This is a genomic window from Variovorax sp. KBS0712 (assembly GCF_006323185.2).
Taxonomy (GTDB): Bacteria; Pseudomonadota; Gammaproteobacteria; order Burkholderiales; family Burkholderiaceae_C; genus Variovorax; species Variovorax boronicumulans.
On record NZ_VCCD02000001.1, the window covers coordinates 2,995,026 to 3,019,080 of the forward strand.

The 24,055-nt window shown below is 69.2% G+C and carries 24 protein-coding genes; 21 read left to right on the plus strand and 3 right to left on the minus strand.

Annotated elements, in window-relative coordinates; translation table 11 throughout:
- Positions 1-76: 76 nt before the first annotated feature.
- Positions 77-715, plus strand: coding sequence for a class I SAM-dependent methyltransferase (locus FFI97_RS13850; protein WP_139701880.1), 639 nt, complete (start codon positions 77-79; stop codon positions 713-715).
- Between the two features lie 176 nt (positions 716-891).
- Positions 892-2,544, plus strand: coding sequence for an ankyrin repeat domain-containing protein (locus tag FFI97_RS13855; RefSeq protein WP_139701881.1), 1,653 nt, complete (start codon positions 892-894; stop codon positions 2,542-2,544).
- Positions 2,545-2,564: 20 nt separating this feature from the next.
- Here the strand turns inward: FFI97_RS13855 and FFI97_RS13860 are convergent, their stop codons facing one another.
- Positions 2,565-3,365, minus strand: a complete 801-nt coding sequence (locus FFI97_RS13860) for a sulfite exporter TauE/SafE family protein (protein WP_409574631.1) — start codon at positions 3,363-3,365, stop codon at positions 2,565-2,567.
- Positions 3,366-3,494: 129 nt separating this feature from the next.
- Here FFI97_RS13860 and FFI97_RS13865 point away from each other — a divergent pair, with 129 nt between their 5' ends.
- The 8 genes from FFI97_RS13865 (at position 3,495) to FFI97_RS13900 (ending at position 9,570) form a co-directional block, all read left to right on the plus strand.
- A complete protein-coding gene (locus FFI97_RS13865; RefSeq protein ID WP_139701882.1) occupies positions 3,495-4,259 on the plus strand; it encodes an AraC family transcriptional regulator in 765 nt (254 codons plus the stop codon).
- Positions 4,260-4,333: 74 nt separating this feature from the next.
- A complete protein-coding gene (locus tag FFI97_RS13870) occupies positions 4,334-4,774 on the plus strand; it encodes a surface-adhesin E family protein (protein WP_139701883.1) in 441 nt (146 codons plus the stop codon).
- 170 nt (positions 4,775-4,944) lie between these two features.
- Positions 4,945-6,318, plus strand: a complete 1,374-nt coding sequence (gene chrA / locus FFI97_RS13875; RefSeq protein ID WP_139701884.1) for a chromate efflux transporter — start codon at positions 4,945-4,947, stop codon at positions 6,316-6,318.
- 10 nt (positions 6,319-6,328) lie between these two features.
- Positions 6,329-7,255 carry a Fe-Mn family superoxide dismutase gene (locus FFI97_RS13880; RefSeq protein WP_139701885.1) on the plus strand — a complete coding sequence of 309 codons (927 nt, stop codon included), beginning with the start codon at positions 6,329-6,331 and terminating at the stop codon, positions 7,253-7,255.
- The gene (locus tag FFI97_RS13885; RefSeq protein WP_139701886.1) at positions 7,252-7,710 is read left to right on the plus strand and encodes a chromate resistance protein ChrB domain-containing protein; all 459 of its coding nucleotides are present in this window, start codon (positions 7,252-7,254) and stop codon (positions 7,708-7,710) included. The genes FFI97_RS13880 and FFI97_RS13885 overlap by 4 nt, the downstream gene beginning before the upstream one ends.
- A gap of 132 nt (positions 7,711-7,842) precedes the next feature.
- On the plus strand, positions 7,843-8,139 hold the full coding sequence (locus tag FFI97_RS13890) for a hypothetical protein (RefSeq protein WP_139701887.1): 297 nt from the start codon (positions 7,843-7,845) through the stop codon (positions 8,137-8,139).
- Positions 8,140-8,183: 44 nt separating this feature from the next.
- Entirely contained in the window at positions 8,184-8,549 is a 366-nt protein-coding gene (locus FFI97_RS13895) for a DUF2845 domain-containing protein (protein ID WP_139701888.1), read from the plus strand.
- A gap of 205 nt (positions 8,550-8,754) precedes the next feature.
- On the plus strand, positions 8,755-9,570 hold the full coding sequence (locus FFI97_RS13900) for a class I SAM-dependent methyltransferase (protein ID WP_139701889.1): 816 nt from the start codon (positions 8,755-8,757) through the stop codon (positions 9,568-9,570).
- 7 nt (positions 9,571-9,577) lie between these two features.
- Here FFI97_RS13900 and FFI97_RS13905 read toward each other — a convergent pair whose 3' ends face one another.
- Positions 9,578-9,928 (minus strand): DUF2200 domain-containing protein, encoded by a 351-nt coding sequence (locus FFI97_RS13905; protein ID WP_139701890.1) that lies wholly within the window; start codon positions 9,926-9,928, stop codon positions 9,578-9,580.
- A 43-nt stretch (positions 9,929-9,971) separates the two neighbouring features.
- Complete coding sequence (locus tag FFI97_RS13910) at positions 9,972-10,685, minus strand: helix-turn-helix domain-containing protein (RefSeq protein ID WP_139701891.1); 714 nt, start codon at positions 10,683-10,685, stop codon at positions 9,972-9,974.
- 204 nt (positions 10,686-10,889) lie between these two features.
- Here FFI97_RS13910 and FFI97_RS13915 point away from each other — a divergent pair, with 204 nt between their 5' ends.
- From FFI97_RS13915 to FFI97_RS13965, 11 genes are all read left to right on the plus strand, one after another.
- On the plus strand, positions 10,890-12,044 hold the full coding sequence (locus FFI97_RS13915; RefSeq protein ID WP_139701892.1) for an NAD(P)/FAD-dependent oxidoreductase: 1,155 nt from the start codon (positions 10,890-10,892) through the stop codon (positions 12,042-12,044).
- Positions 12,045-12,088: 44 nt separating this feature from the next.
- Positions 12,089-13,540 (plus strand): M81 family metallopeptidase, encoded by a 1,452-nt coding sequence (locus FFI97_RS13920; RefSeq protein ID WP_139701893.1) that lies wholly within the window; start codon positions 12,089-12,091, stop codon positions 13,538-13,540.
- Positions 13,541-13,589: 49 nt separating this feature from the next.
- On the plus strand, positions 13,590-15,167 hold the full coding sequence (locus FFI97_RS13925) for an ABC transporter substrate-binding protein (protein ID WP_139701894.1): 1,578 nt from the start codon (positions 13,590-13,592) through the stop codon (positions 15,165-15,167).
- 15 nt (positions 15,168-15,182) lie between these two features.
- The gene (locus tag FFI97_RS13930; RefSeq protein ID WP_056574393.1) at positions 15,183-16,118 is read left to right on the plus strand and encodes an ABC transporter permease; all 936 of its coding nucleotides are present in this window, start codon (positions 15,183-15,185) and stop codon (positions 16,116-16,118) included.
- A gap of 25 nt (positions 16,119-16,143) precedes the next feature.
- The gene (locus FFI97_RS13935; RefSeq protein WP_235944270.1) at positions 16,144-17,061 is read left to right on the plus strand and encodes an ABC transporter permease; all 918 of its coding nucleotides are present in this window, start codon (positions 16,144-16,146) and stop codon (positions 17,059-17,061) included.
- A gap of 13 nt (positions 17,062-17,074) precedes the next feature.
- Positions 17,075-18,109 carry an ABC transporter ATP-binding protein gene (locus tag FFI97_RS13940; RefSeq protein WP_139701895.1) on the plus strand — a complete coding sequence of 345 codons (1,035 nt, stop codon included), beginning with the start codon at positions 17,075-17,077 and terminating at the stop codon, positions 18,107-18,109.
- Positions 18,106-19,107, plus strand: coding sequence for an ABC transporter ATP-binding protein (locus tag FFI97_RS13945; protein WP_095744278.1), 1,002 nt, complete (start codon positions 18,106-18,108; stop codon positions 19,105-19,107). The genes FFI97_RS13940 and FFI97_RS13945 overlap by 4 nt, the downstream gene beginning before the upstream one ends.
- A gap of 13 nt (positions 19,108-19,120) precedes the next feature.
- Positions 19,121-20,578 carry an N-acyl-D-amino-acid deacylase family protein gene (locus FFI97_RS13950; protein WP_139701896.1) on the plus strand — a complete coding sequence of 486 codons (1,458 nt, stop codon included), beginning with the start codon at positions 19,121-19,123 and terminating at the stop codon, positions 20,576-20,578.
- Between the two features lie 234 nt (positions 20,579-20,812).
- Positions 20,813-21,349 carry a MarR family winged helix-turn-helix transcriptional regulator gene (locus FFI97_RS13955; protein ID WP_139701897.1) on the plus strand — a complete coding sequence of 179 codons (537 nt, stop codon included), beginning with the start codon at positions 20,813-20,815 and terminating at the stop codon, positions 21,347-21,349.
- A 6-nt stretch (positions 21,350-21,355) separates the two neighbouring features.
- Positions 21,356-22,954 (plus strand): ABC transporter substrate-binding protein, encoded by a 1,599-nt coding sequence (locus tag FFI97_RS13960; RefSeq protein WP_139701898.1) that lies wholly within the window; start codon positions 21,356-21,358, stop codon positions 22,952-22,954.
- Positions 22,955-23,095: 141 nt separating this feature from the next.
- A complete protein-coding gene (locus tag FFI97_RS13965; RefSeq protein ID WP_139701899.1) occupies positions 23,096-24,037 on the plus strand; it encodes an ABC transporter permease in 942 nt (313 codons plus the stop codon).
- Positions 24,038-24,055: the final 18 nt, after the last annotated feature.

Here is a 24,055-nt window from a genome sequence, read left to right on the forward strand (position 1 = left end):
GGCGCAAATCGGCGACAGCGCCCGGGCGGCGGTTTACAGTGCGCCGCATCCTTCCACACGCCGCCTGTCCAAGACCATGAGCCTCGCGAACGACGCCAGATTCTGGGACCGCAGCTCGCGCCGCTACGCGAAGAGCGCCATCGCGGACGAGGCCGGCTACGCGCGCACGCTCGAGCGGACCCGCGCTCTCTTCAAGCCGGACGCGCGCGTGCTCGAGCTGGGCTGCGGCACCGGCACGACGGCCCTGCGCCTCGCGAGCCACGCCCGCGCGTACCTGGCGACGGACATCGCCGAAGGCATGATCGCCATCGCCGAAGAGAAGCACGCCGCCGCCCCGGTCCCCGGCCTGTCGTTCCGCGTGGCGACCGCCGAGACGCTGGCACCGAACGAAGGCCCCTTCGACGCCGTGCTGGGGTTCAACTACCTCCACCTGGTGCGCGACCTGCCCGGCACGCTGCGCCGCATCCACGCCCTGCTCGCACCGCAGGGCCTGTTCATCTCCAAGACGCCCTGCCTCGGCGACATGACCCCGCTGCTGCGGCTGGCCTTGCTGCCCGCGATGCGCGCGATCGGGCTGGCGCCGCATGCCGGCGTGTTCCGGGCGGAAGAGCTCGGGGCGCATCTGCAGGCCGCCGGCTTCGAGGTCCTTGCGAGCGAGAACCACGCGACGAAGGGTGGCGAGAACCGCCCCTTCATCGTGGCGCGCAAGCGGTGACCTGCACTTCGGCGCAGGGCGCCGCCCTGCCCCGATCCGCTACCATCCGAGCCGCGGTGCAAGCCGCGCCCGGGCCCGCGGGAAGGGTTGAACCCACTTGCCTTCTTCATGACGATCCACAGCCTTTTGTGCAGCCGGATTTGCGGGTCATCGGCGCCTGATGCACGGAGGTTTCCATGAAGCGCATTCCCGCCCGGCCCGACATCGGCCACCTGAAGAAGCAAGCCAAGGAACTGCTGGCGCTCTACCGCAGCAACGACCCCACGGCCTTTCACCGATTTCGCAGTGCCTTGCCCGCCGCGTCGGGCAAGTCCGATGGCGCCCTCGCAGGCCAGGGCTTGCGTCTGCACGATGCGCAGTCGTGCGTGGCGCGCGAGTACGGCTTCGCCTCGTGGGCCGACCTGCAGGGCTTTGTTCTCACCCGCAGGGCGCAGGCCGATGACCCGGCCAAGGCAGTGCTTCATTGGCTGCGCCTCGTGTATGCGGGCGACATCGCTGGTAGCACGAACCGCGCACGGCCCGCGGCGGCCTTGCGCATGCGCGACGAGAACCCCGCCCTGGCGGCGGCTGGCGACCCTTGGGTGGCCTGCGCCATCGGCGATGAAGCCGCGCTGCGCCACGCCACCGCGCAAGACCCCGCATGGGTCCATCGCGCGGGCGGCCCGCTGCAGCTGCCGCCGCTCGTCGCCGTCACCCATTCCGGCCTGATGCGACTGCCGGGCCATCGCGAACGCCTGCATGCGTGTGCGAAGTTCCTGCTCGACGCCGGCGCGTCCCCCGATCAATCGGCCGGCAACCGCTGGCCTCCCGCATCGCTCGAAGCGCCGGCCGACACCGAGCGGCTTTCCGCGCTGTACGGCGCGGCCGGCCAAAACCACGACCCCGAACTGACGAAGCTGCTGCTCGACGCCGGGGCCGACCCGAACGACGGCGAATCGCTGTACCACTCGCTGGACCAGCCCGCCTGCACGAAGCTGCTGCTGGAAGCCGGCGCGCACGTGACGGGCTCGAACGCGCTGTACCGGGTACTCGACCTGGACGACGTCGGGACGCTGCGCCTCCTGCTCGCGCACGGCGGCGACGCGAACGAACCGCCGCAGGGCCCACCCATCTCGGACTGGGGTTCGCCGCTGCTGTGGGCCCTTCGCCGCCGCCGTTCACCGGCGCACATCCAGGCCTTGCTGGCCGCTGGCGCGCACCCCAACGTGTTCACGCATGACGGCACACCCGCCCACACGGTCGCCCTGCGCTTCGGGCTGACCGAGGTCGCGCAGCTGCTGCAGGCGGCGAGCGGTGAGCAGACGCCGCTCTCCACCAGCGAAGCCTTCATCGCTGCATGCGCGCGCGGCGACGAAGCCACGGCGCGCGAACTGCAGGCGCGGCACCCTGGCCTCATCGGCTCGCTCGACACCACGCAGCTTCGCCTGCTGCCCGAGCTCGCAGCGCAGGGCTGCAGCGATGCGGTGAAGGCGATGGTCACGCTCGGCTGGCCGCTCGAAGTCCGTGGCGGCGACTGGGACGCCTCGGCGCTCAACCACGCCGTGTTCTGCGGCGATGCGGCGCTCACCCGGTTCCTGCTCGCACACGGCGCCGACTGGCAGGCGCTGCACGGCTTCGGCGACAACGCCTGCGGCTCCTTGTCGTGGGCCTCGCTCAACGAGCCCGTCGAAGGCGGCGACTGGGTGGGCTGTGCCCAGGCCCTGGTGGCGCACGGCATGCCTCCCGCGCGGCCCGACCCGCAGGACGCGAACGGCGTGCTCCTCGGTGCGCGGCGCAGCGTGTTCTCGGACGAGGTCACGGACTTCCTGCTGGGCGCGTCGATGGCGTGAAGCGGGACGGGGCCGCGCGCTCAGCGCACCACCATCGCCCCGAACACCACGATCAACAAGGCCAGGTAGACCTTGGCGTGGACGCGGTCCGGAATGCGCCCGATCCACAGCGCGGCGAAGCGGATGCCGATCCACGAACCCACCACGAGCGCCGCCGCCGCGCGCACGTCGACATACCCGACGTGCCACGGCCCGAACGTCGGCGTCGAGGTGGCGGACAGGGCCACGTAGGTGGCCGTGCCCGCCAGCGCGACCGGCAGGGACAGCGGATTGGCCATGGCCGTCGCGCGGCTCATCTCGATGCCGCGACGGCGCATGAGCGGCACCGTCATCACGCTGCCGCCGACCCCGAGGAACGCGGCAATCCAGCCGATCGCCAGGCCCGACAGCGTCGTGGCCGCGAGAGAGGGCGCCGCCTTGCTCGCCATGATCGGCGAAAGAAAGCCGGGGCGCAGCCAGCAGTCCACGATGGTCAACGCGAGGTACGCCGCAAACGCCCAGCGCAGCCATTCCCCGTGAACAGCAGTGGCGGCCAGCGCCCCCAGCACCGCACCGGCTCCGATGACGCCCAGCAGCGGCCTGATGTGCGACCAGTCCAGCGTTCCTGCACGCTGATGCCGCCACGTGGCCAGCAACGCGCCGAAGACCATCACGCAGGTGGACGTGGCCACCGCGATCTGCATGGCCGACTGCCCGACGGCGCTGTCGGCCGCATTCAGCTGGGACAGCAGCTGGTAGAGCAACGGGACCACGACGAATCCGCCGCCGAAACCGAACAGCACGGTGGTGACGCCCGTCAGACCTCCGCACACCACCAACATCACATACAACGACACAAGGCACTCCATCGACACGGAAAGAAGCCTCGAGGCTAGAGTCCGAGGGACTGGCGCGCTTGCGATGTTCGGTCAACAATATTTGCGTTCCGGCCAACCCCTGAATCCGCTGCCGTGCGCAACCAGCCTCTCGACACCCTCGACCCCACGCCCCGCGCCGTGCTGGCCATCGGCACCGACTACGCGCCCGGCACCCTGCTCGAAATGCACAGCCACCGCCGTGCCCAGTTTCTCTACGGCGCGACCGGGCTGATGGAGGTGGGCACGGACGACGGCGCCTGGGTCGTGCCGCCCCACAGCGGTGTCTGGATTCCGGCCGGCAAGCCGCACCGGGTGCGGATGGTGGGCGTCAGCACCCGAAGCCTCTACATCGAGCCGGCGGCTGTGCCGCGCGGTGGTCCGCAGTGCGAAGTGCTGGCCGTGTCGCCGCTGCTGCGGCAGCTGTTGATCGAGGCCATCGACGTGCCGGCGCTGTACGACGAACGCGGCCGCGACGGCCTGTTGATGTCGCTGGTGCTGAAAGAAGTCGGCCGCGCGGCGGCCCTGCCCTTCTTTGCGCCGCTGCCGGGCGAGCCGCGGCTGGCGGCGCTGTGCATCGCCTTCCTGCACGCGCCCGACGTGCGCACGTCGCCCCTGGCCTGGGCACGGCAGCTGCACCAGAGCGAACGCACCTTCAGCCGGTTCTTCCGCCTGCACACCGGGATGGCGTTCGCCGAATGGCGCAGCCAGGCCTGCCTGCTCTCGGCCATGGCCCAGCTGGCAATGGGCCGGCCGGTGACCGCGGTGGCGCTTCAGCTGGGCTACGACAGCCCGGGCGCCTTCTCCACCATGTTCCGCAAGCGGCTCGGGCAGAAGCCTTCGGCGTTCATCGCGGCCTGAGGCGCAGTTTCTCGCCCGAGGCGATGCATGGCATTCTTCGCCTGCTTGCCACCGATTCACAGGGAGTGAAACCAATGAAGCCTCGTCTGCCCAAGCACCGCGCCGTGCTGGCATGCCATCTCGTTGCATCCGCCTGCGCTGCAGCGACCTTGCTGACTGCAGTTGCCACACACGCCGCCGACACCTGGACCGAGATCGCCACCACCCCGCGCAAGCAGGTGCTGCTGCAACGCGATTCGGTCAAGCCGCATGGCGATGCCGTGGAGGCGTGGACGCTCTACCGCTACGACGAGCTGCAGACCGACGTGGGCAAGACCCCGTTTCGCACCTCGCGCTATCTCTACGACTACGACTGCAAGGGCCGGCGCGAGAAGATGCGCCGCGTCGTGAGCCACAACGGGCCGCTGGAAGTGCACGACATCGACCTCGCCCGGCGCAGCGAGTGGAAAGCCGTGGGCGGCCCGACCACGGTGAGCGGGATCGTGTTCAAGCACGTGTGCGCGAAGGTGCGCTGACCCAAAAGACGCACGGGTGAGTTCCAGCAACGTGAAGAGGGCCTGAGGGCCCTGCGTTGCCAGCAGGAACGGCCACTGCTACGATGCCCCTCCGCGGGAAAACAGCCTCCCGCGCTGCAAAGCAAGACGGTGTCCCGTCCAAGCGCTGGTGACCCTCAACGGAGTTTTCCGTGGACACCGCCTTGCCTGACGCCCCCTCTGCGCTTCCTGCGCCCCCTGCCCCCATTTCCTTTGCCGAAGCGCTTCGCTTCTGGCTCAAGCTCGGCTTCATCAGTTTCGGCGGGCCCGCCGGGCAAATCGCGATCATGCATGCGGAGCTGGTCGAGCGACGGCGCTGGATCAGCGAGAAGCGCTTCCTGCATGCGCTGAACTTCTGCATGCTGCTGCCCGGCCCCGAGGCGCAGCAGCTGGCCACCTACATCGGCTGGCTCATGCACCGCACCTGCGGCGGCCTCGTGGCCGGCGCCCTGTTCGTGCTGCCCTCGCTGTTCATCCTCATCGCGCTGTCGTGGGTCTACCTGCGCTTCGGCAACGTGCCGGTGGTGGCCGGCGTCTTCTACGGCATCAAGCCGGCGGTCACCGCGCTGGTGCTGCATGCGGCGCACCGCATCGGCAGCCGCGCGCTGAAGAACCGGTGGATGTGGGGCATCGCCGCCGCGGCCTTCGTCGCCATCTTTGCGTTCGACGCGCCGTTTCCGGCGATCGTGCTGGCCGCCGGCCTCATCGGCCACGTCGGCGCGCGACGGGCGCCCGAGGTGTTCGCACTCGGCGGCGGCCATGGCAGCGCGCAACAACACTACGGCCCGGCGTTGATCGACGACGACACGCCCACGCCGGCGCACGCGCGCTTTTCCCGCGCGCACCTGCTGAAGATCCTGGGCATCGGCCTGGGCCTGTGGCTGCTGGCCATGGGCGTGCTCGCCGCGACCCAGGGCCTGCACGGCACGCTCACGCAGATGGGCGGGTTCTTCACCAAGGCCGCGCTCTTGACCTTCGGCGGCGCCTATGCCGTGCTGCCCTACGTGTACCAGGGGGCCGTCGAGCAATACCACTGGCTCTCCGGCGCGCAGATGATCGACGGGCTGGCGCTGGGAGAAACCACGCCGGGGCCGCTCATCATGGTCGTGGCCTTCGTCGGCTTCGTCGGCGGCTGGCTGACGCAGGTGCTGGGGCCCGACTCGCTGTTCCTCGGCGGCGCGCTGGCCGCGACGGTCGTCACCTTCTTTACCTTCCTGCCCTCGTTCATCTTCATCCTGGCCGGCGGGCCCGCCATCGAGGCCACGCACGGCCGGCTGGGCTTCACGGCGCCGCTGTCGGCGATCACCGCGGCGGTAGTGGGCGTGATCCTGAACCTGGCGCTGTTCTTCGCGTACCACGTGCTCTGGCCGCATGGCTTCGCAGGCCGCTTCGATGCGGTGTCGGCGGTGATTGCCGTGGCCGCGACGCTCGCCCTGTTCCGCTTCAAGGTCGGCGTGATGCCACTGCTCGGTGCCTGCGCGGCCATCGGGCTGGCAGTCACCCTGTTGCTTCCGCTGCTGCGCTGAAGGAGTCGTCATGGACGCCCGAACTCAAGCCTTGCCCTTCGATCCCGCCGCGCTGCGCGGCCTGTCGGCGCAACTTCTGAACAGCCACCACCAGAACAACTATGGCGGTGCCGTCAGGCGCCTCAACGCCATCCGCGCGCAGCTCGCCACGGCATCGTTCACCGCCATGCCCGGCTTCGCGCTCAACGGCCTCAAGCGCGAAGAGCTCATCGCCAGCAACTCGATGCTGCTGCACGAGCTGTACTTCGCCTCGCTCGGCGGCGACGGCCAGACGATGGAGCCCGCCATGGCACTCGCATTGGCTGCAAATTTCGGCAGCGTCGACCGATGGCGCGAGGAATTCGCAGCGATGGGCAAGGCGCTCGGCGGCGGTTCGGGCTGGGTGCTGCTCACCTTCCAGCCGCGCGAGGGCACGCTGGTCAACCAATGGGCTGCTGACCACACCCACGCGCTGGCGGGCGGCACGCCCCTGCTGGCGCTGGACATGTACGAGCACGCCTACCACCTGGACCACGGCGCCGCCGCCGGCGCGTATGTCGAAGCCTTCATGGCCAACATCGACTGGGCCCCGGTGTACGCGCGCTACCAGCAGGCTGTGCACGCCGCCAGTGAGCCCTTCGGCGCGACAGCTGACGACGTGGCCGGCTCGATGCTGCTCGACGTGCGCCGTGCCGGCGTGTTCGCACAGGCCGCGTCGATGCTCCCCGGTGCCCGCTGGCGCGACCCGGCGGCGGTCGAGCACTGGGCCGTCGAGCTCCCGGCCGACCGCGCGCTGGTCGTCTACTGCGTGTACGGCCACGAGGTCGGACGCAGCACGGCCCTGCGGCTGCGCGCCGCGGGCCTGGATGCCCGTTATCTGCGCGGCGGCATCGACGGCTGGCAGGCCGCCGGCCGGCCGCTCCAGCCCAAGCCTGCCGACCCAGGAGCCACGCCATGAAATGGATCACCCGCGAACACCCGAAGATCGACCGCATCGCCTGCCCGTGGCTGATCCTGCGCTTCATCGACCGCGAGGCCGAGTTTCTCTACGTGCCGTCGGCCGACGTGCTGACGATGGCGCAAAGCACCGGCGCCACGCCCTACGACATTCCGGGCGTGGAGATGAGCCACGTCGGCGAGCGCTGCAGCTTCGACGCCTTCCTCGCGAAGTACCGGCTCACCGAGCCTGCGCTGCACCAGCTGGCCGACATCGTGCGCGGTGCGGACACCGCGCGGCTCGACCTCACGCCGCAGTCGGCGGGGCTCTACGCGATCTCGCTGGGCCTGTCGCGCGTGTTTGCCGACGACCACGCGATGCTGCGGCACGGGCTCGTGATGTACGACGCGCTCTATGCCTGGTGCAGCGAGGGCCGTGGCGAGACGCACCACTGGCCGCCGAAGATGCCGGGGTGAAGCGGGTCGGAGGACGATGGCCTGCCTTGCCGGAAGCACGCTAACATTTCGCCCGGCTCCGCCGCACCACCCGGGTCGGACCCTTGAGCGCACAGCGACAACCCAGGGTGTCACCGCAAATGGAGCGTCCCGATGTGGAGCATCCTGGCCGACCTTGTCGTCGGCATCTTCGATTTCGCTCTCGATGTCCTGCTGTTCCGCGGCCTGCGCCGCAAGCACGGCCAGCGCAACCGCAGCGTGGCGGAAGACACCGTCGAGGTCGCGCGCTTCGACTTCGTCACGTTGACTTTCATCGCGCTGGTCAGCGTCGGCTTGATGTTGATCCTGGCGCTCGGATTCGATGTGCCGGCGGGCTGGAGCATGGGCATCGGCATCACCTTCGGCGCAATCTGGGGCCTCTGGCGGTATGTCCAGCTGGTTCGTGAGTGAGTGATGAACGCATGAAGCATTCAAGAGGGTCAACGATGCCGAGCATGACTCGTCTCACACACCTGGCCACCGGGGTTTCGATCGCAGCGGCCGCCTTGCTGATCGCCAGTTCCGCGTCAGCACAGTCCCTTGCCTGCAACGGCTACCTCGTCGGAAAAGGAGCGTCGCCCGCGACCTTGCTCCAGACCTGCGGCGAACCGGTCTACCGGCAGATGGTCTGCGAGCCGATGGTGCAGCTCGGCTGGGTCCTCACGCCCTATCGGCCGGGCAGCCCCGAGGCCGTGCTGGCCACCCAGTGCGTGCCGATGGAAGAGTGGACCTACGACCGCGGGCCGGGCACCTTCTTCGGCATCGTGCGCATCTACAACGGCACCATCGAATCGGTGCGCGACGGGGACCGCGGCCGTTAGGGGGTCGACCGATCGGCGCGCCCGAAACGCCCGGCAACATCTCCGGTACCCACTACAGGGGAGGACGCCCGCGCAACGGCGTTGACGACGATGCCTGGCAGGGCCACCATGGCCCATCGTCCCCGTCACGCATGCCCGAACAGGCAACGGACTCGTTGGAGCAAGGGAGCAGGCCCGCTCTGTTCAGAGCTTTCAAGGAGTTCCCATGGCCGACGAAAGCGACAAGGTGTTCGCGGGCTCGATCCCGAAGTTCTACGACACGCTGATGGTCCCCCTGATCTTCGAGGGCTACGCCGTCGACGCGGCCGCCCTGGTCGCTGCGTTCTCGCCCGGCGCGGTGCTGGAAACGGCGGCCGGCAGCGGCGCGGTCACGCGGATGCTGGCACCCCAGCTCGGCGCCGGTGCGCGCTACGTGGTGACCGACCTCAACCCCGCCATGCTCGACTACGCCGTCACGCGGCAGGCGAGGGACAACCGCATCGAATGGCGGCAGGCCGATGCGCTCGCCCTGCCGTTCGAGAACGCATCCTTCGATGTGGTCCTGTGCCAGTTCGGCGCCATGTTCTTCCCTGACAGAGTTGCCGGCTACAGCGAGGCGCGTCGCGTGCTGAAACCCGGCGGGCGCTTCGTGTTCAGCGTCTGGGACCGCATCGAAGACAACGCCTTCGCCGACGACGTCACCCGCGCCGTCGCCACCGTGTTCCCGGACGACCCGCCGCGCTTTCTCGCGCGCACGCCGCACGGCTACCACGACGTCGCACAGATCCGCGACGACCTGCGCCGCGCGGGGTTCACCGACATCGAGGTCCAGACGCACGAGAAACTGAGCCGCTCGCCCTCGCCACGCGAGGTGGCGGTGGCCTACTGCCAGGGCACGCCGCTGCGCAACGAGATCGAGGCGCGCGACGCGAGCCTGCTCCAGCTTGCGACCGACCGCGCGGAGGAGGCGATTGCCAGCCGCCATGGCACCGGCCCGGTGGCGGGCAAGATCCAGGCGCACGTCATCGTGGCGACGGGGTAGACAGGCACTACGTTCGCAGGATCTTCTCGATCGCCTTGCCCTTGGCCAGCTCGTCGACCAGCTTGTCCATGTAGCGGATCTTCTGCATCAGCGGGTCTTCGACTTCCTCGACGCGCACGCCGCACACCACGCCCTTGATCAGCGCGCGGTTCGGGTGCAGCGCCGGGGCCTGCGCGAAGAAGGTCCTGAAATCGTTCTGCTGGTCGATCTGCTGCTGCAGCCCCGCCGCGTCGTAGCCGGTTAGCCAGCAGATGACCTCGTCGACCTCTTCCTTCGTGCGCTGCTTGCGTTCCGCTTTCTGGACGTACATGGGGTACACCTTGGCGAACGGCATCGCGAAGATCCGGTGCTCTGACATCGTCATGTCTCCTTCATGCCGGGCCGCAGGCTGACGTGGGAGCTCAGCCCTTGCGGCCACCCGCGGTCTTCTTCACCACCACAGTCTTGCGCGCCGGCTTCATCGCAGGCGCCTCGCGCGCCGACTTCATGTGCCCGCTCTCCCCCGAGGTCATGCCCACGATCTTCGCGAGCTGGCGGCTCACGCTCACGTAGGCGTGCCCGAGGCGGCTGTCGAAGTACAGCGAGTCGCCGCGCGCCAGGCGCACCACCTCACCGTTGTCGAAGTACACGTCGATCTCGCCCGACAGCACGTAGGCGAACTCTTCGCCCGTGTGCCGCACGAAGTCCTCGGGGCCGTTGATGCGGCGCGCGTGCACGGTGCCGACGATGGGGCTCATCTGCTTGCCGGCGGCGGTGGTGCCCAGGAACTCGTAGGCGATGGCCAGCCCCTTGTAGACCACGCCCTTGCCCGCGCGCGTGACGACCGGGCCGTCGAGCTGCTCGGGCTTGACGCCGGCGCCCGCGAACATGGCGTTCATGTCCATCTCGAGCGCGCGGCCCAGCGCGGTGAAGTTCTCGTAGCCGAGCGCGAGCTGGCCGCGCTCGGCGCGGGAGATGGTGGTGATCGACACGCCGGAGCGCTCGGCCAGTTGCGCCAGCGTCCAGCCGAAACGCTTGCGCGCGGTGCGCAGGCGATGGCCGAAAGTGGTGCGGTCCAGCGTGGGCGGCTCTTCCTTCGGCTTCGCCCCGCCCCGGTTCCCTGTGTGTGGAGTCACGCTTGGCTTTCTCTAGGTATGCCGGGTGATTCTGCCAGCCCCGCGCCCGGCCGGCCACGCACGGCGCGACAGCCCCGGCATGCGTTTTGCGTATGCGCAAATTGCGTGTACGCAAATTTCACCTCGGTGGTGCACCCATGGTTTCCCCTTGGTTGGCGCAAATCAATTTGCGTATCCGCAAATTTCTACCTACACTTTTCGGCGATGACAACAAGCACAACCACTCCCGTCGTGGCCGACTACCTCGTGATCGGCGGCGGCATCGCCGGGGCCTCGGTGGCCCACTGGCTCGCCCCGCATGCCCGCGTGATCCTGCTCGAACGCGAAGCCCAGCCGGGCTACCACTCCACCGGCCGTTCGGCCGCGCTCTTCATGGAGAGCTACGGCACGCCGCAGGTGCGCGCCCTCACCATGGCCAGCCGCGCCTTCCTCGAACACCCGCCCGAAGGCTTCGCCGAGCACCCGCTGCTCACGCCGCGCGGCGCGATGATGGTCGCGGGCACCGAGCACCTGCACGAACTCGAAGCGCACTGGGAGCTGCTGCGCGCCATGAACGTCGGCGCCCAGCGCCTCGATGGCGAGCAGGCGCGCGAGATGGTGCCGGCGCTGCGCCCCGAACAGGTGGCCGGCGCGGTGTACGAACCCGACGCCTCCGACATGGACGTGCACGCCATCCACCAGGGCTACCTGCGCGGCATGCGCCAGGCCGGCGGCAAGCTGGTGTGCGACGCCGAGGTCACGGCCATGGAACGCGTGGGCGAACGCTGGCGCGTGACGGCGGGTGGCACGGTGTACGAGGCGCCCGTGGTGCTCAACGCTGCCGGCGCCTGGGTCGACACGATCGCGCAGCTGGCGGGCGTTCGCCCGCTGGGCATCGAGCCGCGCCGCCGCTCGGCCTTCATCTTCTCGCCGCCGGAGGGCCAGAGCGTGGCGCACTGGCCGATGGTGTTCGCCGCCGACGAGGGCTGGTACATCAAGCCCGACGCCGGCATGCTGCTGGGCTCGCCGGCCAACGCCGACCCGGTCGAGCCGCAGGACGTGCAGCCCGAAGAGATGGACATCGCCATCGCCATGCACCGCATCGAAGAAGCGACCACGCTCGCCATCCGCCGCCCCACGCGCACCTGGGCCGGCCTGCGCTCCTTCGTGGCCGACGGCGACCTGGTGGGCGGCTTCGCGCCCGACGCGCCCGGCTTCTTCTGGGTCGCGGCGCAAGGCGGCTACGGCATCCAGACCTCGGCCGCCATGGGCGAGGCCTGCGCCGCGCTGGCACGCGGCCTGCCGCTGCCCGAGCGCATCGCGGGCTTCGGACTCACGGCCGAGATGCTCGGCCCGCAGCGGCTGCGCACGGCCGGCTGATCCGTTCCTTCCCCCACAACAAATCCTCCCCACGAGAAATCACCATGCGTGTCTTCAGTGCCTCCCTCGCCACCGAAACCAACACCTTCGGCCCGATGCCGACCGGCATCGCCTCCTTCAAGGACCGCGGCTACTTTCCCGCCGGCCAGCATCCCGATGCGCTGACGATCTACTCGGGCCCGCTGTGGGCCGCGCGCATCCGTGGCAAGGAAAAGGGCTGGACGCTGCTCGAAGGCATGGTGGCGGGCGCGCAGCCCAGCGGCATCACCACGCGCCATGCCTACGAAACCCTGCGCGACGAAATGCTGAACGACCTGCGCGCCGCGCTGCCGGTGGACATGGTGCTGCTCGGCCTGCACGGCGCGATGGTGGCCGACGGCTACGACGACTGCGAAGGCGACATGCTGGCGCGCGTGCGCCAGATCGTCGGCCCTGATGTGGTGATCGGCGCCGAGCTCGACCCGCACAACCACCTCACGCCCGCCATGGTGGACAACGCCAACGTGATGGTCTCCTTCAAGGAGTACCCGCACACCGACGTGCTCGAACGCGGGTTGGAGCTGGTCGACATCTGCGCCGCGGCCGTGGAAGGAAAAGTCAAGCCGGTGGTCGCGATGGTCGACTGCGACATCATCGTCACCGTCCACACCTCGCGCGAGCCGGCGCGCAGCTTCGTGCAGCGCATGCAGGCGCTCGAAGGCAAGGACGGCGTGCTCTCGGTCTCGCTCACGCACGGCTTCTCGTGGGGCGACGTGCCCGAGATGGGCACCAAGGTGCTGGTCTACACCGACGGCGACCAGGCCAAGGCGAATGCGCTGGCGCGCCAGCTGGCCGACGAAGTCATCGGCATGCGCGATGGCCTCACGGTCAACTACCCCAGCATCGACGACTCGCTCGACGAAGCGCTCGCCTTCGACGGCGGCCCCGTGGTGCTGGCCGACGGCGCCGACAACCCCGGCGGCGGCGCGGCGAGCGACTCCACCTTCATCCTGCGCCGCATGCTGGAGCGCGGCATCACCAACGCCGCGCTGGGCCCGATGTGGGACCCGATCGCCGTGCGCATCGCCTTCGACGCCGGCGTGGGCGCCAGGCTGCAGATGCGCATCGGCGGCAAGATCAGCCCGCTGTCGGGCGATCCGCTGGACCTCGAATGCACCGTGAAGGCGCTGCAGGAAGACCTGGTGATGACGGGCCTGTCGAACATGCCCACAGCCATGGGCGACTGCGCGCTGGTCGAGGTCAACGGCATCGACATCGTGCTGATCACGCGGCGCAACCAGGCCATGGGCACCGACCTGTTCACGCAGCTGGGCTGCGACCTGGCGGCCAAGAAGATCGTGGTCGTCAAGTCGTCGCAGCACTTCTACGCGTCGTACTCGCAGGTTGCGAAACACGTGATCTACGCCGGCGCGCCGGGCGCCGTGACGCTCGACCTCACCACCCTGCCGTACCGCAAGGCTCGCCTGCCGAAGTGGCCCATCGGCGTCGCCGCCTGAACTCCCTTTTCTTCTTTTTTGTTTCGCCCCACCGACCGGAGAACCGACGATGACCCGACGAACGCTTGCTGCCCTCGCTGCCCTGGCCCTTTCGGCCGCCAGCCTTCCCGCGCTCGCCCAGACGCCGCCCAAGACACTCAAGGTGGTGGCGCATGCCGACCTGAAGATCCTCGACCCGACCTTCACCACGGCCTACATCTCGCGCAACTTCGGCCACATGGTGTACGACACGCTGTTCGCGCAGGACGCCACCGGCAAGCCGCAGCCGCAGATGGTCGAGAAGTACACGACCTCCAAGGACGGCAAGCAGTGGAGCTTCACGCTGCGCCCCGGCCTGAAGTTCTCCGACGGCGCCGCCGTGACCTCGGCCGACGCCGTGGCCTCGCTGCAGCGCTGGGCGGCGCGCGACAGCCTGGGCCGCGCCATGACGGCCGTCGGCGCCGAATGGAAGGCCACCGACGCACGCAACTTCACGCTCACGCTCAACGAGCCCTTCGGCATGGTGCTCGACGCGCTCGCCAAGCCCTCGGGCTTTCCGCCGGTGATCCTGCCCGAGCGCATCGCCAAGCTGCCGGCCACCGCCCCCCTCACCGAGGTCGTCGGCTCGGGGCCCTTCATCTTCAAGCGTGACGAATGGGTGCCGGGCAACAAGACGGTGTTCGTGCGCAACCCGAACTACGTGGCGCGCAGCGAGCCGCCCAGCGGCCTGGCCGGCAGCAAGAAGACCAGCCTCGACCGCGTCGAATGGCTCTACCTGCCCGACGCCAACAGCGCGATCTCGGCGCTCAAGCGCGGCGAGGTCGACTACATCGAGCAGCTGGCGCCCGACTACATCGCGCCGCTGCGCACCGACAGCAACATCAAGATCGGCTCCGGCGGCGCCTACCAGGGCTTCCTGGTGATGAACCAGCTGCACCCGCCCTTCGACAACCCGAAGGTGCGCCAGGCGCTGCTGCAGGCCGTGAACCAGGAACGCTTCGTCGCGGCCATGGGCTTCCCGCTGGACATGCGCATGGCCTACTGCGCCACCTGGTTCATCTGCGGCAGCCCCAACGACACCTCGGCCGGCGCGGAGCCTTTCCGCAAGGCCGACGTCGCCAAGGCGAAGAAGATGCTCGCCGACGCCGGCTACAAGGGCGAGAAGGTGGTGCTGATGGTGCCCAGCGACGTGCCCTACCTCAACGCCGAGGCGCTGATGGCCGCGCAGACCATGAAGAGCATCGGCCTGAACGTCGATGCGCAGACCATGGACTGGGCCTCCATCGGTGCGCGCCGCGCCAAGCGCGATGCGGCCGACGCCGGCGGCTGGAACATGTACGTCACGGTGGCCGGCGAGTTCGACGTGAACTCACCCATCAGCAACGCCTACCTGGGCGCGGCCTGCGGCAACACGCTGCCCGGCTGGCCCTGCGACAAGAAACTCGACGAGCTGCGCACCGCCTGGCTGAAGGAAACCGTGCCGGCCAAGCGCAAGGAACTGCTCGACGCCTTCCAGTCGCGCGCCTACGAGGCCGTGCCGTACATCAACGCGGGCCAGTACTCGGCCGCGTTCGCGGCGCGCGCCAGCATCAAGGGGCTGGACAAGATGTGGGCCGGCCTGCCGACCGTCTGGATGCTCGACAAGTAAGCCACGCGCACCGCCATGGGCTACATCGTTCGACGCTTTCTTTCCACGCTGCCGGTGATGGCGGTGGTGGCCGTGGTGGTCTTCCTGCTGATCCACCTGTCGCCGGGCGATCCGGCCGCGCTCATCGCGGGCGACCTCGCCACCACCGAGGACATCGACAAGCTGCGCGCCGCGCTCGGCCTGAACCTGCCGCTGTGGCAGCAGTTCGGGCTGTGGATCGGCAAGATCTTCACCGGCGACCTGGGCACCTCGATCTTCACGCAGGTGCCGGTGACGCAGCTGCTCGGCCAGCGGCTGGAGCCCACGGTGTCGATCGCGGCGCTGACCATGCTCATCACGCTGGTGACGGCCGTGCCGCTGGGCACGCTCGCGGCCTACTGCGCGGGCACCTGGATCGACCGCCTCGTGATGCTGTTCGCGGTGCTGGCCTTCTCGGTGCCGGTGTTCCTCGTGGGCTACCTGCTGGTCTACACCTTCGCGGTGCAGCTGCCGTGGTTTCCGGTGCAGGGCTACGTGAACTTCTCCGAAGGCCCCGGCGCCTGGCTGCGCGCGCTGGTGCTGCCCTGCGTGAACCTGGCGCTGGTGTACATCGCGCTGGTGACGCGCATGACGCGCGCCACCGTGCTCGAGGTGCTGCACGAGGACTACATCCGCACCGCGCGCGCCAAGGGCCTGGGCGTGCTGCCGGTGCTGGGCCATGCGCTGCGCAACGCGGCCATTCCCATCGCCACCACCATCGGCGCGGGCATTGCGCTGCTCATCGGCGGCGTGGTGGTCACCGAGACGGTGTTCGCCATTCCAGGCGTGGGCCGGCTGGTGATCGATTCGGTGCAGCGCCACGACTACCCGGTGATCCAGAGCGTGCTGCTGCTGTCGGCGGGCGTGTACGTGCTGATCAACCTCCTGATCGATCTGAGCTACCGCCTGTTCGATCCGCGCATCCAGTACTAGAACAAAGAACGAGCCCCACGACGCCATGTCCACTGCCCTGCCCTTGCGCGAGGTCGATGCGCCGGTGCCCAGCACCGCCGTCGCCGACGCCGCCGAAGACCCTCCTTTCGTACCGCCGCGCTGGCGCTGGGTGCGCAAGCACCCGACGCTGATCGTCGGCGCGCTGCTGCTCCTCGCGGTGGCCGCGCTGTCCATCGCCGCGCCCTGGATCGCCACCCACGACCCGCAGGACATCGATCCGCTGGCGCGCATGCAGCCGGCCTCGGCCGAGCACTGGTTCGGCACCGACGCGCTGGGCCGCGACGTGTTCAGCCGCGCCGTGTGGGGCGGTCGCGTGTCGATGATCGTCGGCGCCTCGGTGGCCGTGCTCGCCACCTTCTTCGGCATCGCGCTGGGCCTGGTGTCGGGCTTCGTGCGCTGGGCCGACGGCCCGATCATGCGGGTGATGGACGGGCTCATGGCCATCCCCGGCATCCTGCTGGCCATTGCGCTCATGGCCGTGACGCGCGCCAGCCTCACGACGGTGATCATCGCCATCACGGTGCCCGAGATTCCGCGCGTGGTGCGGCTGGTGCGCTCGCTGGCGCTCACGCTGCGCGAGCAGCTGTTCGTGGAGGCCGCGCATGCGGTCGGCACGCGGCTGCCGGTGATCCTCGTGCGGCACGTGCTGCCGAACATCGTGGCACCGCTGGTGGTGCAGGCCACCTTCGTGGCCGCCGCCGCCGTGCTCACCGAGGCTGCGCTGTCCTTCCTCGGCGTGGGCGTGCCCTCGCAGACGCCGAGCTGGGGCAACATGATGGCCGAGGGCCGCAACTTCGTGACCGTGGCGTTCCACATCATCCTGTACCCGGGCCTGCTGCTGGCGGCCACGGTGCTGGCCATCAACCTGCTCGGCGACGGCCTGCGCGATGCGCTCGACCCGCGCCTGGCGCGGCAGCTGTGAAGAGGAACGCGCCATGACGATCCCCATGTCCCAGGCCACCCTCGCCCCCGGCGAGCCCTTGCTCGAGGTCGACAACCTGCGCACCTACTTCAGCACGCTCGCGGGCACGGTGCGCTCGGTCGACGGCGTGTCGTACACCGTGCGCGCGGGCCGCACGCTCGGCGTGGTCGGCGAATCGGGCTGCGGCAAGAGCGTGACGGCGCTCTCGATCCTGCGGCTGGTGCCCACGCCGCCCGGTCGCCACATGGGCGCCGTGCGCCTGCGCGGCACCGACCTGATGCAGCTGAGCGAACGCGAGATGCGCCAGATCCGCGGCAACCGCATCTCGATGATCTTCCAGGAGCCGATGACCTCGCTGAACCCGGTGCTCACCGTGGGCCGGCAGATCGCCGAGACGGTGCAGCTGCACCAGAAGGCCAGCCGCGCCGAGGCGCTGCAGCGCGCGGTCGAGATGCTGCGCCTGGTGCAGATTCCCGAGCCCGAGCGGCGCGTGAACGAATACCCGCACCAGCTCTCGGGCGGCATGCGCCAGCGCGTGATGATCGCGCTGGCCCTGGCCTGCAACCCCGAGGTGCTGATCGCCGACGAGCCCACCACTGCGCTCGACGTGACCATCCAGGCGCAGATCCTCGACCTCATCAAGCGGCTGCAGAAGGAGCTGGGCATGGGCGTGGTGATGATCACGCACGACCTGGGCGTGGTGGCCGAGAGCTGCGACCGCGTGGTCGTCATGTACGCCGGCAAGAAGGTGGAAGAAGCCGACGTGGTCGACCTGTTCGACCGCCCGCTGCACCCCTACACCCGCGCGCTGATGGCCTCGATGCCCGCCATGAGCACCTCGAGCGCGCGGCTGCACGAGATTCCGGGCATGGTGCCCGCCGCGCACGAGCTGGGGCGCGGCTGCGCCTTTGCCGCGCGCTGCGCGCAGGCACGCGAACGCTGCCGCCGCGAGACACCGCCGCTCTCGACGCAGGGCGACGGGCACGTGGTCGCCTGCTTCGCGGTGCAGGAACAATGGGCCGACGAGGCTGCCGAGGTGAGCGCATGACGACAACGACGACCCCATCCACCAAGGCGCCGCTGCTGCAGGTGCGCGAGCTGCGCAAGCACTACACCTCGCCGCGGCGCTGGCTGCGCCCGGCCAAGCCGGCCATCCAGGCGGTCGACGGCGTGTCGTTCAACGTCGGGCACGGCGAGACGCTGTCGCTGGTCGGCGAGTCGGGCTGCGGCAAGACCACCACGGCCAAATCGGTGATGCGGCTGGTCGAGCCCACCTCGGGCTCGGTGCGGCTCGATGGCGAAGAGCTGCTGACCCTGCCCGCGAACGCGATGCGCCAGCGCCGGCGCGACCTGCAGATCATCTTCCAGGACCCCTACGCCTCGCTGAACCCGCGCCTCACGGCCGGCGACATCGTGGCCGAGCCGCTGCGCAACTTCGGCGACGTGTCGGTGGCCGAGCGGCGCGAGCGCGTGCAGTGGCTGTTCTCGCGCGTGGGCCTGCGGCCCGAGGCGGCGAAGAAGTTTCCGCACGAGTTCTCGGGCGGCCAGCGCCAGCGCCTTGGCATTGCGCGCGCGCTGGCGCTGAACCCCAAGCTGATCGTCTGCGACGAGCCCGTGTCGGCGCTCGACGTGTCGGTGCAGGCCCAGGTGGTCAACCTGCTGATGGACCTGCAGGCCGAGTTCGGCATCGCCTACCTGTTCGTGGCGCACGACCTCGCCGTGGTGCGCCACATCAGCCACCGCGTGGCCGTGATGTACCTCGGCCACATCGTGGAGATCGCCGACCGCGACACGCTGTTCTCGGCCCCGCGCCATCCATACACCGAGATCCTGCTGTCGGCCGTGCCCGTGCCCAACCCGCGCACGCCCGCACGCCGCCTGCTGCTGCAGGGCGATCCGCCGAGCCCGGCCAACCCGCCCTCGGGCTGCCGCTTTCACACGCGCTGCCCGATGGCGCAGGCCGTGTGCAAGGAGAAGACGCCCGAACTGAGCGAGCGCCCCTCGACTTCCCAGGGCGGCCACTGGGTCGCCTGCCACTTCCGTTGAAAGCATTGCCCTCATGACCGACAAGACACCCCACTACGACCTCTTGATCCACGGCGGCACCGTGATCGACGGCACCAAGGCCCCGCGCTTCGACGCCGACGTGGGCATCATCAATGGCCGCATCGCCGCCATCGGCAAGCTCGCGGGCCACACGGCCGACCAGACGCTCGACGCCACCGGCCGCATCGTCGCACCGGGCTTCATCGACTCGCACACGCACGACGACCAGGCCGTGCTGTCGCACGCGCAGATGCCGTTCAAGGTGTCGCAGGGCGTGACCACCGTGGTGGCGGGCAACTGCGGCATCAGCGCCGCGCCGCTGCGCGCCGACATGGACCTGCCGATGCCGCTGAGCCTGCTCGAGACGCCGCCGGAAGACCGCTTCACGACCTTCGCGGCCTACCTCGACGCGCTGCGCGCCACGCCCTCGTCCGTCAACGTGGCGGCGATGGTCGGCCACTCGACCCTGCGCGCCGTCACCATGTCCGACCTCGACCGGCCCGCGACCGACAAGGAGATCGCCGCCATGCAGGCGCTGGTCGAAGAAGCGATGCAGGCCGGCGCCATCGGCCTGTCGACCGGCACCTTCTACCCGCCGGCCGTGAAGGCCACGACCGAGGAGATCATCGAGGTCGGCCGCCCGCTCACGGCACGCAAGGCGCTGTACGTGACGCACATGCGCGACGAGAGCGACCACGTGATGGAGTCGCTCGAAGAAACCTTCCACATCGGCCGCGCGCTCGACATCCCCGTGGTGGTGTCGCACCACAAGGTGCAGAACACGCAGAACTTCGGCAAGACCAAGGTCACGCTGCCCTTCATCCAGGAAACGATGAAGCACCAGTGCATCGGCCTCGACTGCTATCCGTACACCGCAGGCTCCACCATGATCCGCACCGACCGCGGGATGATGGACGGGCGCGTGCTCATCGCCTCCAGCGTGCCGCACCCCGAATGCGCGGGCCGCGACCTGAAAGACATCGCCGCCGAATGGGGCGTGTCGGGCGAAGAGGCCGCGCTGCGCCTGTCGCCCGGCAGCGCCATCTATTTCATGATGGACGAGGACGACGTGCAGCGCGTGCTCGCCTTCGACGAAACCATGATCGGCTCCGACGGCATTCCGCTGGGCGACAAGCCACACCCGCGCCTGTGGGGCACCTTCCCGCGCGTGCTGGGGCACTACAGCCGCGACGTGGGGCTGTTCCCGCTGGAGACGGCGGTGTGGAAGATGACGGGGCTCACGGCACGCAACTTCGGCCTGCACGAACGCGGCGCGCTCAAGGTCGGGCACCACGCCGACGTGGTGGTCTTCAATGCCGCCACCGTGCGCGACACCGCGAACTACGAAACGCCGACCGAGCCGGCCGAAGGCATCGACGCGGTGATCGTGAACGGCGCCGTGACGTGGCGGCACGGCGTGCACAGTGGGGCGCGCAACGGGCAGGTGATCGTGCGCCAGGACGCGGCCTGACAGCGCGCACCTCGGCGGCGCCTGCACGGTGCCCGCCTTCGCATCCTGGTGCATGCGCAGCACCGGATCGGTGAACACGCCGGGCCTCGCGGGCCCGGTTTTTCTTTCTCCCTGGCGTCTTTCCCCTCTGGCGGCGCACCCCTAGGGGATTTCCCTCGACAGCTGGCCCGGAGCTTGCGTAGTTTGCCCACATAGTTGAACATTTCAACTATTGAAGACTTCTACCAACCCGCCATGCACGCCCCGCTTCGCCTGAAAGACGACTACCTCAACGTCCTGCTCGACCTGGCGTCGCAGCGCACGCGCGACCGCGGCTCGCGCATCTACGAGATCGAGCTCGGCCTGTCGATCCGCGACGTGCGCCTCTTGCGGATGATCGGCGCCGCGCCCGGCATCACCATGGGCCAGCTGGTGCAGACCTGCGCCATCGAGAAGACGCTGGTCTCCAAGCTGGTGAGTTCGTTGGTGCAGCGCGATCTGGTCGAGCGCCAGATCGGCGCCGAGGACGCGCGGCAGATCCGCCTGTGCCTGAGCCCCGCCGGCATCGACATGGTGCTGCGCGCCGAGCCCATCGGGCATGAGATGGAAGCGCGCTTTCTCGACTGCCTGAGCGTCGCCGACATCGAGAACCTGCGCCGCATCATGCACAAGCTCATCGACGCGGAAGAAGGCTCGCGCGACATCTTCGAATTCCTGCTGGTGCAGCTGCGCGAAAGCAAGGAATCGCCCCCTTCCTCCCCCGGTTCTTCCGCTCCCTCCCGAAAGAAGTAAGGCTCCATGGCAATCCACCTTTCACCGCGCCGCGTCGCGGCGGCTTCCCTGTCGGCGCTCGCTTTGTGCTTCGCCGCCACCGTGTCCGCCCAGACCGTGCTTCGCACCGTGCCCTCGTCGGATTTGAAGATCGTCGACCCGATCTGGACCACCGCCAACATCACGCGCAACCACGGCCTGATGATCTACGACACCCTCTTCGCGATGGACGAGAAGGGCGTCATCAAGCCACAGATGGTCGACAAGTACAGCGCGAGCGCCGACAACAAGGTGTGGAGCTTCACGCTGCGTCCGGGCCTGAAGTTCCACGACGGCGCCCCGGTCACCTCGCAGGACGTGATCGCCTCGCTGGCACGCTGGGCCAAGCGCGACACGCTGGGCCAGAAGATGTACGAGGCGATGGACAGCATCGCCGCCGACGGCCCCAACGGCTTTCGCATGACGTTCAAGCAGCCCTTCGGCGTGGTGCTCGACGCGCTCGGCAAGCCCAACCCGCTGGTGCCGTTCATCATGCCCAAGCGCGTGGCCGACACGCCCGCCGACAAGCAGATCGACGAGCTGGTGGGCTCCGGCCCCTTCACGCTCGCCAAGGAAGACTTCCGCCCGGGCGACCGCGTCATCTACCGCAAGAACACCGCCTACGTGCCGCGCAAGGAGCCCGCTTCGGGTCTGGCCGGCGGCAAGGTGGTGCATGTGGACCGCGTCGAGTGGGTGATGCTGCGCGACCCGCAGACGCAGACCAATGCGCTGCTCAACGGCGAGGTCGACATGCTCGAAACCGTGCCCTCGTCGGGCTACACCGGCATGCGCACCAACGACAAGATCGAGCTGGTCGACGTGATGCCGGCGGGCCCCTTCACGGTGCTCTACAACCACAAGGTGCCGCCTTTCAACAACCCAAAGGCGCTGAAGGCCGCGATGCTGGCCATCAACCAGGAAGCGATGCTGCGCGCGCAGGTCACCTTCCGCGACTTCTACAAGCCCTGCGCCTCGATCTACCTGTGCGGCTCGCTCTACGCGAGCGACAAGACCGGTTTCTACACCGGCAAGCCGCAGTTCGAAGAGGCGCGCAAGCTGCTCAAGGAATCGGGCTACGACGGCAAGCCCGTGGTGATCCTGCTGCCGGGCGACGCGCCTGCGCTGAACAAGCTGCCCGCGGTGTACGGCCAGCTGCTCAAGCAGGTGGGCTTCAACGTCGACGTGCAGACCACCGACTGGGCCACGCTCGTGACCCGGCGCGCGAAGAAGGACCTGCCCGAGAACGGCGGCTGGAACGCCTTCATCACCTTCTGGGGCGGCGTGGACGCGAGCAGCCCCATCGGCTACAGCCCGCTGACCGGCAACGGCGACCAGGGTTACTTCGGCTGGCCCGTGGTGCCCGAGCTCGAGGCGCTGAAGACCAAGTTCATCGCCACCGCCGACCTCGCGCAGCGCAAGGAGATCGCCACGCAGATCCAGCAGGTCGTGCTCGAGCACGGCGTGCTGGCCCCGCTCGGCGAAGGCAAGGCGCCCACGGCCGTGCGCCGCGGCACCATCACCGGCCTGCTGCCCTCGCCGGCGGTGCTGTACTGGAACGTGCGCAAGACGTCCGCGCCATCGCCATGACCGCGACATAGGCCGGCCCGCGCGCCCGCCCCTCTCCCTTTCTGATCGCCACCCCTGACCGGCTGCGCCTTGCGCGGCAGCCGGGCGGGACTTCCTTTGCCCGCGCCACACGCCCGGCCCCTCGTCAAGGACCTGATTCACATGCTCCACTTCCTGTTGCGCCGCGGACTGGCCACCGCGCCCGTGCTCCTGATCGTGGCCGTCATCGTCTTCCTGCTGCTGCGCATGACGCCCGGCGACCCCGCGGCGGCCATCGCCGGCGACGCGGCCAGCGCGCAGGACATCGCGCGCATCCGCGCCCAGCTGGGCCTGGACGCATCGATCGTGACGCAGTTCGTGCACTGGCTCGGCCAGGTGCTGCGCGGCGACCTCGGCTACTCGTTCTTCTACCGGATGCGCGTGACCGACCTGATCGGCCAGCGCCTGGAGCCCACGCTCTCGGTGGCGGCGGTGACGGTGGTGCTCACGGTGCTGATCGCCGTGCCGCTGGGCGTGCTCGCGGCCTCGCGGCGCGGCGGCCGGCTCGACCGCTTCATCATGGGCGCCTCGGTGCTCGGCTTCTCGGTGCCGGTGTTCGTGGCCGGCTACGTGATGATCTGGCTGTTCTCGATGCAGCTCGGCTGGCTGCCTTCGCAGGGCTACCAGCGCATCGGCGACGGCGTGGGCCCGTGGCTGCGCCACCTGGTGCTGCCCTGCGTCACGCTGGCCGTGATGTACGCGGCGCTCATCGCGCGGGTCACGCGCGCGGCAGTGTCGGAGGCGCTCACCGAAGACTACGTGCGCACCGCGCGCGCCAAGGGCATCGCCGAGTGGCGCATGCTGCTGCGCCACGCGCTGGCCAACGCGGCCGTGCCGATCGCCACCGTCATCGGCCTGAGCGTGGCGGGCCTGATCGGCGGCGTGGTGGTCACCGAGACGATCTACGCGATCCCCGGCCTGGGCCAACTCACGGTGGACGCCGTGCTCTCACGCGACTACCCGCTGATCCAGGCGATCACCCTCTTCTTCTCGCTCGTGTACGTGGTGGTCAACCTGCTGGTGGACCTGAGCTACCTGCTGCTCGATCCGCGCATCCGGTACTGACCTTCCTTCGAAAGCCCC